The sequence below is a fragment of the Streptomyces sp. MB09-01 genome (assembly GCF_033794505.1).
Lineage (GTDB): Bacteria > Actinomycetota > Actinomycetes > Streptomycetales > Streptomycetaceae > Streptomyces.
This window is the reverse complement of record NZ_JARAYQ010000065.1, coordinates 24,477-35,659: the sequence shown is the minus strand read 5'-3', so window position 1 is coordinate 35,659 and position 11,183 is coordinate 24,477. Positions and strand designations below refer to the sequence as shown.

The following is an 11,183-nucleotide window of genomic DNA, read 5'->3' as shown; positions in this document are numbered from 1 at the left end:
GTCGCCCGCAGGGGGTGGAAGTGGCAAAAACCCGGACGCGGGGGCCTGGCTCGACCTACTCTCGAGTTGTGCCAGGCGTCTCAGGCCGGGTGCTTGTTGTCGACGACAACAAGGTCATCCGGCAGCTGATCAAGGTCAATCTCGAGCTGGAGGGCTTCGAGGTAGTGACCGCGAACGATGGTGCCGAGTGTCTGGACGTCGTGCATCGCGTCTGTCCCGATGTGATCACCCTTGATGTGGTCATGCCGCGGCTGGACGGGTTCGGGGCGGCCGCGCAGTTGCGGGCCGATCCGCGGACCCGGGACGTGCCCGTGGCCATCGTCAGTGCCTGCACGCAGCAGGAGGTGGAGGCCGGGATCGCGGCCGGCGTGGACGCCTTCCTCGCGAAGCCCTTCGAGCCCGCCGAGCTGGTGCGGGTCGTGCGGCGGCTGGTCGAGCGCAAGGATCGGCGCGACGGGAGGAAGGGGGCCCCCGCCGGGAGGGGGAGGGGGTAGACCCGCCCTTCGTGGCGTGGATGTCGGCCCCCTGTTCCGTGGCCCTCCGTTGCCCTCCGTCGCGGGTGCTCTGTTCACATGGCGAAACCCTTCGTGGGATGACGGGACGTCTCCCCTAGGCTGGTCCCGTGACCCCCGCAGACCTCTCCCCTTGCGTCGTACGCGCCGTGCGCTGCGCCGTCGCCGACGGGGAGCTGGCGGGGGAAGGGGACGCGGAAGGGCTCCTGCCGCAGCGGGTCGTCGTCGAGCGGACGCGGCCCGGCGGGGTGGGGGAGTACGCCACCCCCGTCGCCTTCCAGGTCGCCAAGGCGGCCGGGCTCCCGCCCCGTGACGTGGCGGACGTACTCGCCCGCCGGCTCGCGGCGGAGCCGGGCATCGACCGCGTCGAGGTCACGGGTGCCGGGTTCCTCAATTTCGTCCTGCCGGCACCGACGGCGCCGTCCGTCGTCCTGGACGCCATCCTCTACGACGTCGCCATCCGGGACGTGCGGGGCGGGGCCGTGTTCGCCGCCCCCGCCGACGAGACCGGGCTCGGGCTGCGCGAGCGCGTCGTGCGCCGCAGCGTCCTGCGGCTCGTGTGCCTCCAAGGCGGTACCGAGCGGGACCTGCCCGAGAACCTTGCCGTCGCCCCCCTCGCCGAGCGGGACTCCGACGTCGTCGCCCGGTACGGTGCCGAGGCCGCGCACTGGCGGATGCTCGCCGTGCCGGCCCGGGAGACCCCCGTCTTCTCCGAGGGGCTGCTCCTCCAGGGCGAGGCGAACGAGTTCTTCCGGGTGCGGTACGCCCACGCCCGCAGCCGCGCCCTGCTCAGGAACGCCGACGAGCTGGGGTTCCACCCCGAGCAGGGGGACGTGTCCGACGCGCCCGCCCTGCTGCGCGCCCTTGCCGACCACCCCCTCGCCCTCGAAGCCGCCGCGCACCACCGCGCGCCCGAGCGGCTCGCCAGGCACCTCGTCGAGCTGGCGGACGCGCTGCTCGACTTCCAGTACCGCGTCCTGCCCCAGGGGGACGAGAAACCCTCGGCCGCCCACCGTGCCCGGCTGGCTCTTGCCGAAGCCGCCGGGACGGTGCTGGCCGGCGGCCTGGCCCTGCTCGGCATAGACGCACCCGAACGCTTGTGACCTGTAAAGAGAGATACCGATGAGCCGTTCCGCGCACCCCGCCGGACCCCGCCACGCCGACGTCCTGCCCGAGGGGCACTACTCCCCGCCCCCGGCCGACCTCAACGCCCTCGACGAGAAGGTCTGGGCCCGGACCGTCACGCGCACGGCGGACGGGGTCGTTTCCGTCGGCGGCATCGAAGTGACCAAGCTCGCGGAGGAGTTCGGCACGCCCGCGTACCTCCTGGACGAAGAGGACTTCCGGGCGCGGTGCCGGGCATGGGCGCACGCCTTCGGTCCCGACGCCGACGTCTTCTACGCCGGCAAGGCGTTCCTCTCCAAGGCCGTCGTGAAGTGGCTGAAGGAAGAGGGGCTGAACGTCGACGTCTGTTCCGGCGGGGAGCTGACGACCGCGCTGGCCGCCGGGATGCCCGCGGAGCGGATCGCGTTCCACGGCAACAACAAGTCCGAGGGTGAGATCCGCAGGGCTGTCGAGGCCGGGGTCGGGCGGATCGTCCTCGACTCCTTCCAGGAGATCGCCCGCGTCGCACACATCGCCCGTGAGCTGGGCGTGCGCCAGCCCGTGCAGATCCGCGTGACGGTCGGGGTGGAGGCGCACACGCACGAGTTCATCGCCACGGCCCACGAGGACCAGAAGTTCGGGATCGCCGTCGCCGACGGGTCCGCCGCCGAAGCGGTGCGCCGCGCGCTCGGGCACGACTCGCTGGAGCTCCTCGGCGTCCACTCCCACATCGGGTCGCAGATCTTCGACATGGCCGGCTTCGAGGTCTCCGCCAAGCGCGTCGTGCGGCTGCTCGCCGCCGTGCGCGACGAGCACGGGGTGGAGCTGCCCGAGATCGACCTCGGCGGCGGCCTCGGCATCGCCTACACCTCGGGCGACGACCCGCGCGAGCCCCACGAGATCGCCAAGGCGCTCACCGAGATCGTCGCCCGGGAGTGCGAGAGCGCCGGGCTGCGCGCCCCGCGGATCTCCGTCGAGCCCGGCCGGGCCATCGTCGGCCCGACGGCCTTCACGCTCTACGAGGTGGGGACGATCAAGCCCCTCGAAGGACTCCGTACGTACGTGAGCGTCGACGGCGGGATGTCGGACAACATCCGGACGGCGCTGTACGACGCCGAGTACTCCGTCAGCCTCGTCTCGCGCACGTCCGAGGCCGAGCCCGTGCTCGTACGCGTCGTCGGCAAGCACTGCGAGAGCGGTGACATCGTCGTGAAGGACGCCTTCCTGCCCGCCGACCTGGCCCCCGGCGACCTGCTCGCCGTCCCGGCCACCGGCGCGTACTGCCGCTCCATGGCCAGCAACTACAACCACGCGCTCCGCCCGCCCGTCGTCGCCGTGCGTGACGGGCAGGCACGAGTGATCGTCCGCCGCGAGACGGAGGAAGATCTCCTGCGTCTCGACCTCGGATAATGAAATTGGTGTCTCACTCAATGGACCGAGGATGGAAACTGCTGTCCATTGAGTGAGACTGGTTCCACCCCGCGCGCAAGCCGCGCGCGAGGTACTGATGGAAGATCGAAAGGCGTAGGTCGAATGATGCGTACGCGTCCGCTGAAGGTGGCGCTGCTGGGCTGTGGAGTGGTCGGCTCAGAGGTGGCTCGCATCATGACGACGCACGCCGACGACCTCGCGCAGAGGATCGGCGCGCCCGTCGAGCTCGCCGGTGTGGCCGTGCGCCGCCCCTCGAAGGTGCGCGAGGGCATCGACCCGTCCCTGGTCACCACCGATGCGACCGCCCTCCTCAAACGCGGCGACATCGACATCGCCATCGAGGTCATCGGCGGCATCGAGCCCGCCCGTACGCTGATCACCACCGCCTTCGAGCACGGCATCTCCGTGGTCTCCGCGAACAAGGCGCTGCTCGCCCAGGACGGCGCCGCGCTGCACGCGGCCGCCGAGCAGCACGGGCTGGACCTGTACTACGAGGCCGCCGTCGCCGGCGCCATCCCGCTGGTCCGCCCGATGCGCGAGTCCCTCGCGGGCGACAAGATCAACCGGGTGATGGGCATCGTCAACGGCACGACGAACTTCATCCTCGACAAGATGGACTCGACCGGCGCCGGCTACCAGGAGGCGCTCGACGAGGCCACGGCCCTCGGGTACGCCGAGGCCGACCCGACCGCCGACGTCGAGGGCTACGACGCCGCCGCCAAGGCCGCGATCCTGGCCGGCATCGCCTTCCACACCCGCGTCCGCCTGGACGACGTGTACCGCGAGGGCATGACCGAGGTCAGCGCCGCCGACTTCGCCTCCGCCAAGCGGATGGGCTGCACCATCAAGCTCCTCGCCATCCTGGAGCGCGCCGCCGACGGCGAGTCCGTCACCGGCCGCGTCCACCCGGCGATGATCCCGCTCAGCCACCCGCTCGCCTCCGTCCGCGAGGCGTACAACGCCGTCTTCGTCGAGGCGGAGGCCGCCGGGCAGCTCATGTTCTACGGGCCCGGCGCGGGCGGCGCGCCGACCGCGTCCGCGGTCCTCGGCGACCTCGTCGCCGTCGCCCGCAACAAGCTCGCCGAGGCAACGGGGCCCGGCGAGTCCGCGTACACCCAGCTGCCGGTCAGCCCCATGGGCGAGGTCGTCACCCGCTACCACATCAGCCTCGATGTGGCGGACAAGCCGGGCGTTCTCGCCCAGGTGGCGACCACGTTCGCGGAGCACGGTGTCTCCATCGACACGGTCCGCCAGCAGGGCAAGGACGGCGAGGCCTCCCTCGTCGTCGTCACTCACCGCGCGCCCGACGCCGCCCTCTCCGGGACCGTCGAGGCACTGCGGAAGCTGGACACCGTCCGCGGTGTCGCCAGCATCATGCGTGTTGAAGGGGAGTAAGGACCCATGAGCAGCAATCGCACCCACCAGTGGCGCGGCATCATCGAGGAGTACCGGGACCGCCTGCCGGTGACGGACAAGACTCCCGTGGTCACGCTCCGCGAGGGCGGCACTCCCCTCGTCCCCGCCCAGGTGCTCTCCGAGCGCACCGGCTGCGAGGTCCACCTGAAGGTCGAGGGGGCGAACCCCACCGGGTCCTTCAAGGACCGGGGCATGACCATGGCGATCACCAAGGCCAAGGAGGAGGGCGCCAAGGCGGTCATCTGCGCCTCCACCGGCAACACTTCGGCCTCCGCAGCCGCGTACGCGGTGCGCGCCGGGATGGTCTGCGCGGTGCTCGTGCCGCGCGGCAAGATCGCGCTCGGCAAGATGGGCCAGGCCCTCGTGCACGGCGCCAAGATCCTGCAGGTGGACGGCAATTTCGACGACTGCCTGAATCTGGCCCGCGCGCTCTCCGACAACTACCCGGTCGCGCTGGTCAATTCGGTCAACCCGGTGCGCATCGAGGGCCAGAAGACGGCCGCGTTCGAGATCGTGGACGCGCTCGGCGACGCCCCCGACATCCACGTGCTGCCCGTCGGCAACGCCGGCAACATCACGGCGTACTGGAGGGGCTTCAAGGAGTACAAGGCCGACGGCCTGTCCTCCCGTACGCCCCGCGTGTGGGGTTTCCAGGCCTCCGGCTCCGCGCCGATCGTGCGCGGCGAGGTCGTCAAGGAGCCGCACACCATCGCCACCGCGATCCGGATCGGCAACCCGGCCTCCTGGGACTACGCCCTGCAGGCGCGCGACGAGTCGGGCGGCTTCATCGACGAGGTGACGGACCGCCAGATCCTGGCCGCCTACCGCCTGTTGGCCGCCCAGGAGGGCGTCTTCGTCGAGCCCGCCTCGGCCGCCTCCGTGGCCGGCCTGCTGAAGGCCGCCGAGCTGGGCCTGGTGGACCCCGGGCAGACGATCGTGTGCACCGTCACCGGCAACGGCCTGAAGGACCCCGACTGGGCGATCGCCGGCGCTCCGCAGCCGGTCACCGTTCCGGTGGACGCCGAGGCCGCAGCCATCCGTCTCGGCCTGGTCTAGGTCCGGCGCGTGGTCCGGGCCCGTTGCGGGTGCGGACCACGCCCGGTCCGGGCCGGGTCCACGCAGGTCCCGGTAGTAACGCGCACCACGTGTGAGCCGGGTTCCGGAGGGCTCTCGAGGCCCTCCGGAACCAGGCAACTCACCCCGTACGACGACAAAAGTGCGGCCGAAGCCGTCGAAGCCCGCGACACGCATCGTGCGCCTCCTGTGCGCCCTATGTCGCGAGAGAACCTTCCTTCGATACGCTGTACTTACATCCGCCACCGCGCATATGACTGCGGTGCTGCCCCGAGGGCCTTCGGGTGTCGTACGTTCTCCAGTACATTCGCAGCGAGCCAGCGAAGAGCGAAGATCTCGCACAGTCACAAGGAGTGTCATCGGACGATGGCCGGTCCAGCGTTCCGCGCCGCCGCCGTACGGGTGCGCGTCCCCGCCAGCAGTGCCAACCTCGGCCCGGGCTTCGATGCCCTGGGCCTGGCCCTGGGGCTCTACGACGACGTAGTCGTCCGGGTGGCCGACTCCGGCCTGAACATCGACATCGCGGGTGAGGGCGCCGACACCCTCCCGCGGGACGAGAGCCACCTGCTCGTACGCTCCATGCGCACCGCCTTCGACCTGCTGGGCGGACAGCCGCGCGGCCTCGAGGTCGTCTGCGCCAACCGGATCCCGCACGGCCGGGGCCTCGGCTCCTCCTCCGCCGCGATCTGCGCCGGCATCGTCGCCGCCCGCGCCGTGACCATAGGCGGCGAGGCCAGGCTCGACGACGCGGCGCTGCTGGAGCTCGCCACCGAGATCGAAGGACACCCCGACAACGTCGCCGCCTGTCTGCTCGGCGGATTCACCCTGGCGTGGATGGACGGGGGCAGTGCCAAGGCGATCCGGATGGAGCCTGCCGACTCCATCGTTCCGGTGGTCTTCGTGCCTTCCAAGCCGGTCCTGACGGAGACCGCGCGCGGCCTGCTGCCGCGCACCGTCCCGCACGTGGACGCGGCCGTCAACGCGGGCCGCGCGGGCCTGCTCGTGGAAGCCCTGACCAGGCGTCCCGAGCTGCTGCTGCCGGCCACCGAAGACCGGCTCCACCAGGAGTACCGGTCCCCGGCGATGCCCGAGAGCGTCGCACTTGTGAACCGGCTGCGGGCGGACGGGATCCCCGCGGTCATCTCCGGCGCGGGCCCCACGGTCCTCGCGCTGGTCGACAACGGCGCGGCCGACAAGGTCGCGCAGCTCGCGGGCGAGGGATGGGCGGCCAACCGGCTCGCACTCGACGCCGCGGGCGCGAGCGTGCTTCCGCTGGGCACCCAGGGCGGCTAGGTCCGTCTTCTGATTGCACAGCCGGTCAGGGGCGGGCGGCCAGGGCAGGCCGCCCGCACGGAAGGGCGCGATTGCCGGTGATTGAGAGGGGGAATATCTATTGGATCCGGTAGTGTTAGTCTCAAGTGTGCATCGGAAGCCGCCATGGCTCGGTGCTCAGTGTCCCCATCCGGGACCACATTTCTTCCGGGAGCCTCCCCGACTGCTTTGATCACTTCCAGCAGTTTCGAGCACGCTCCGGAATCGGCGTGACATTCCCACGCTTTCAGCTCGGGGGCTTCTCGCCGGAACCACCCATGCACGTTTCTCTCCCGCCGTATCTCTATCGGCGGACCACCGCCCCGGCACGGTCCACACCTAGGACTGTTGTCGGACAGCACAACCGGTCGCCGAGCCAGACAGGCCGACGTCCGCTCCAGGGAAGGACCCTTCGTGAGCGACACCACCGATCTGATGGGCGCTGCCGACACCTCTGTCGACACCAGTGCCTCCGCCGCGGGCGCCGCACCCAAGCGTCGACGCACCGGCACCGGCCTTGACGGCATGGTCCTGGCCGAGCTGCAGCAGGTCGCGTCGGGCCTCGGGATCAGGGGCACCGCGCGGATGCGCAAGAGCCAGCTGATCGAGGTCATCAAGGAGGCGCAGGCGGGCAGCGGTGCCCCCAAGGCAGCGGCCTCCGCCGCCGCAGACACCGCCGAGGCCAAGCCGAAGCGCCGCGCCACCAGCAAGGCCCGTACGGGTGAGGCCGCCGCCGAGGCGCCCGCCGAGAAGCCTGCCGCGCAGGCGCAGATCGAGATCCCGGGTCAGCCGGCCAGCGACGACGCCCCGGTCGGCGAGCGCCGCCGCCGTCGGGCCACGGCCCCCACCGGCAGCCCGGAGGCCTCGGCCCCCGTCGCCGTGCAGGTCGAGCAGAAGACCGAGACCGTGACCGCCGCCCCCGCGCAGGCCGAGGTCAAGGCCGACGCCACGGCGGTCTCCGCCGGTCAGGCGCAGGGCCAGGACGGCGAGGGCCGCGGCCGTCGTGACCGTCGTGACCGCGCCGAGCGCGGCGACCGCCAGCGCGACCGCCGTGACCGCGGTGCCAAGGCCGACGACCAGGGCCAGGCCGGCCAGGGTCAGGGTGCGCAGGGCGGCCAGGGCGGCCAGGGCGGACAGGGCGGCGGCCGTCAGGACCGCGCCGACCGCCAGGACCGCCAGCAGCAGGGCGGCCGTGGCCAGGGCCAGGGCCAGGGTCAGGGCCAGCAGGGCCGTCAGGACCGCCAGGACACCGGCCCGCAGGACGACTTCGACGACGAGAGCGGCCGCCGTGGCCGTCGCGGTCGGTACCGCGACCGCCGTGGCCGTCGTGGCCGTGACGAGTTCGCCCCGAACGAGCCGCAGGTCGCCGACGACGACGTGCTGATCCCCGTCGCGGGCATCCTCGACATCCTCGACAACTACGCGTTCATCCGGACCTCGGGCTACCTGCCCGGGCCCAACGACGTGTACGTGTCCCTCGCCCAGGTCCGCAAGGCCGGCCTGCGCAAGGGCGACCACACCACCGGTGCGGTGCGCCAGCCCAAGGACGGCGAGCGCCGCGAGAAGTTCAACGCCCTCGTGCGGCTGGACTCGGTGAACGGCATGGCGCCCGAATCCGGCCGTGGCCGACCGGAGTTCCAGAAGCTGACGCCCCTGTACCCGCAGGACCGTCTGCGCCTGGAGACCGACCCGGGCGTGCTGACCACCCGCATCATCGACCTCGTGTCGCCGATCGGCAAGGGCCAGCGCGGTCTGATCGTGGCCCCGCCGAAGACCGGCAAGACCATGATCATGCAGGCGATCGCCAACGCGATCACCACGAACAACCCCGAGTGCCACCTGATGGTCGTCCTGGTCGACGAGCGTCCGGAAGAGGTCACCGACATGCAGCGGTCGGTCAAGGGCGAGGTCATCTCCTCGACCTTCGACCGCCCGGCCGAGGACCACACCACCGTCGCCGAGCTGGCCATCGAGCGCGCCAAGCGTCTCGTCGAGCTGGGTCACGACGTGGTCGTCCTGCTGGACTCCATCACCCGTCTGGGCCGCGCGTACAACCTCGCGGCGCCCGCCTCCGGCCGCATCCTGTCCGGTGGTGTCGACTCGACCGCGCTGTACCCGCCGAAGCGCTTCTTCGGTGCCGCGCGCAACATCGAGGACGGCGGCTCGCTGACCATCCTGGCCACCGCGCTCGTCGACACCGGCTCGCGCATGGACGAGGTGATCTTCGAGGAGTTCAAGGGCACCGGCAACATGGAGCTCAAGCTCGACCGAAAGCTCGCCGACAAGCGCATCTTCCCGGCCGTCGACGTCGACCCGTCGGGCACCCGCAAGGAGGAGATCCTCCTCAACGCGGAGGAGCTCGCCATCGTGTGGAAGCTGCGCCGGGTGCTGCACGCGCTCGACTCGCAGCAGGCGATCGAGCTGCTCCTCGACAAGATGAAGCAGACGAAGTCGAACGCCGAGTTCCTGATGCAGATCGCGAAGACGACCCCGTCGGGCAAGAACGACGACTGAGGTCCGGCGCCGGGCGTTCTACGCCCGGCACGCGGCATCACCGCCAGCAGCCCCCGCCGCACCCGCGGCGGGGGCTGCTGCGCGTTCCGGGGGCTCCACGGGGTTCCACGGGGCCCTACGGGGGCTCCGCGCGCGGGTTCCACGGGCCCCGGTGCGGGCTTCGCCACACCCGCTCCTGGAACCCTGGACGGCGTTCACCCGTCTGTGTGAGAGGAGCCCGCGGTGGACGGCGGGCCGGAACGGACCAGGGGACCGGACTCAGGACTGAGGAGAGCATGACCGAGGACAGCAAGGGCCGCGGCCGGCGTGCCACGGGCCGGCGCCGACGCAAACCGGCGAAGCGCCGCAAGGCTCTCGTCGTCGCCGCGTGGAGCGCCGCGGGGGTGGTCCTGCTGGGGAGTGCGGGCCTCGGCTACTTCTACTTCAAGTTGAACGGCAACCTGAAGACCGTCGACATCGACCAGGCCCTCGGCGCCGACCGCCCGCAGAACGTCGACAACGGCTCGATGGACATCCTCGTCCTCGGCTCCGACTCCCGGGGCGGCGCCAACGGCGAGTACGGCCAGGACGACGGCGGCTCCGCGCGCTCGGACACCGCGATGATCGTCCACCTGTACGAGGGCCACAAGCAGGCCAGCGTCATATCGATACCGCGCGACACGATGACGGCCCGGCCCGAATGCCCCACCGGCAAGGGCAAGACCGACCCAGGCGGCCCGCGCAAGCAGTTCAACGAGGCGTACACCATCGGCGGGGCCGCCTGCGCGGTCAAGACCGTCGAGAAGATGTCGGGGATCCGCATGGACCACTACATCGAGGTCGACTTCACGGGCTTCAAGAAGATCATCGACAACCTCGGCGGCGTCGACGTGACCACGACCAAGCCGATCAAGGACGGCGCCAGCCACCTCGAGCTCGCGGCCGGCCCGAACCACCTCAACGGCGAACAGGCCCTCGGCCTCGTCCGTACCCGCAAGAGCGTCGGCGACGGCAGCGATCTGGGCCGGATACAGCTCCAGCAGGCCTTCATCAAGGCGCTCATCAAGCAGGTCAAGAGCGTCGGAGTGCTCGACAACCCCAAGCGGCTGGTCGACCTCGCCGACTCCGCGACCAAGGCGCTCACGACCGACAAGGCGCTCGGCGACGTGAAGTCCCTCATGGGCTTCGCCCAGGGCCTGCAGGGCATCGAGGCCCAGAACATGCACATGATCACCCTTCCGGTGACCGTGGACCCGCGCGACGCCGATCGCGTCGCCCCGCTGACGAAGGAGTCGAAGCTGGTCTGGGAAGCGCTGCTCGCGGACCGGCCGATCCCGGCCGAGGCCACCGAGAAGTCCATGGGGGACAAGGGCGCGGTCGGCGGCATCGTCCAGTAGGGAGCCCCTGCTCAGGCGGCTTTCGGACGGATTCCGCAGGGGTGCGGAATAGATGCCGGCCCCCCTCCGTTGAGGGAGGCGTCCTCAGAATTTTGACAGGCAGCCCGGTCCTGGCAGACTGGTCTGTCGGCCCCGGTTCACGCAGTGCGCAATTCGGCTCCTGCGACCCGGTGCCCTCCCGAATCTAGGAGACACCTTGAAGCGCGATGTTCACCCCGAGTACGTCGAGACCCAGGTCAGCTGCACCTGTGGCGCGTCGTTCACCACCCGTAGCACCCTGACCGAGGGCTCCATCCGAGCCGAGGTCTGCTCCGAGTGCCACCCGTTCTACACGGGCAAGCAGAAGATCCTCGACACCGGTGGCCGCGTGGCCCGCTTCGAGGCGCGCTTCGGCAAGGGTGCGGCCAAGAAGTAGCGCGACCCAGGCGCCGGTCTCCGGCCGCCC

Annotated in this window: 9 protein-coding genes; all 9 read left to right on the top strand. The window is 71.0% G+C overall.

What is annotated here, in order from left to right; genetic code table 11:
- Nucleotides 1–494 (top strand): response regulator (locus PV721_RS16200; protein ID WP_319724685.1); only part of this gene is annotated, 494 nt, incomplete at its 5' end.
- 128 nt (nt 495–622) lie between these two features.
- Nucleotides 623–1,615: an ArgS-related anticodon-binding protein NrtL gene (gene nrtL / locus PV721_RS16195; RefSeq protein WP_319724683.1), complete on the top strand. Its 993-nt coding sequence runs from the start codon at nt 623–625 to the stop codon at nt 1,613–1,615.
- Between the two features lie 19 nt (nt 1,616–1,634).
- Nucleotides 1,635–3,026, top strand: a complete 1,392-nt coding sequence (lysA, locus tag PV721_RS16190) for a diaminopimelate decarboxylase (RefSeq protein ID WP_319724681.1) — start codon at nt 1,635–1,637, stop codon at nt 3,024–3,026.
- Nucleotides 3,027–3,152: 126 nt separating this feature from the next.
- Entirely contained in the window at nt 3,153–4,442 is a 1,290-nt protein-coding gene (locus PV721_RS16185) for a homoserine dehydrogenase (RefSeq protein WP_319724689.1), read from the top strand.
- 6 nt (nt 4,443–4,448) lie between these two features.
- A complete protein-coding gene (gene thrC, locus PV721_RS16180; RefSeq protein ID WP_319724679.1) occupies nt 4,449–5,519 on the top strand; it encodes a threonine synthase in 1,071 nt (356 codons plus the stop codon).
- A gap of 384 nt (nt 5,520–5,903) precedes the next feature.
- A complete protein-coding gene (gene thrB / locus PV721_RS16175; protein WP_319724678.1) occupies nt 5,904–6,830 on the top strand; it encodes a homoserine kinase in 927 nt (308 codons plus the stop codon).
- 432 nt (nt 6,831–7,262) lie between these two features.
- Nucleotides 7,263–9,362, top strand: a complete 2,100-nt coding sequence (gene rho, locus PV721_RS16170; protein WP_319724676.1) for a transcription termination factor Rho — start codon at nt 7,263–7,265, stop codon at nt 9,360–9,362.
- 275 nt (nt 9,363–9,637) lie between these two features.
- A complete protein-coding gene (locus tag PV721_RS16165; protein ID WP_319724674.1) occupies nt 9,638–10,738 on the top strand; it encodes an LCP family protein in 1,101 nt (366 codons plus the stop codon).
- 196 nt (nt 10,739–10,934) lie between these two features.
- The gene (gene rpmE, locus PV721_RS16160) at nt 10,935–11,153 is read left to right on the top strand and encodes a 50S ribosomal protein L31 (protein ID WP_030708126.1); all 219 of its coding nucleotides are present in this window, start codon (nt 10,935–10,937) and stop codon (nt 11,151–11,153) included.
- Nucleotides 11,154–11,183 lie beyond the last annotated feature (30 nt).

Bases quoted from the DNA above. Each gene is read 5' to 3' on its own strand.
- thrC (WP_319724679.1), top strand. From the start codon at position 4,449: ATGAGCAGCAATCGCACCCACCAGTGGCGCGGCATCATCGAGGAGTAC.
- PV721_RS16185 (WP_319724689.1), top strand. From the start codon at position 3,153: ATGCGTACGCGTCCGCTGAAGGTGGCGCTGCTGGGCTGTGGAGTGGTC.
- lysA (WP_319724681.1), top strand. From the start codon at position 1,635: ATGAGCCGTTCCGCGCACCCCGCCGGACCCCGCCACGCCGACGTCCTG.
- thrB (WP_319724678.1), top strand. From the start codon at position 5,904: ATGGCCGGTCCAGCGTTCCGCGCCGCCGCCGTACGGGTGCGCGTCCCC.
- PV721_RS16165 (WP_319724674.1), top strand. From the start codon at position 9,638: ATGACCGAGGACAGCAAGGGCCGCGGCCGGCGTGCCACGGGCCGGCGC.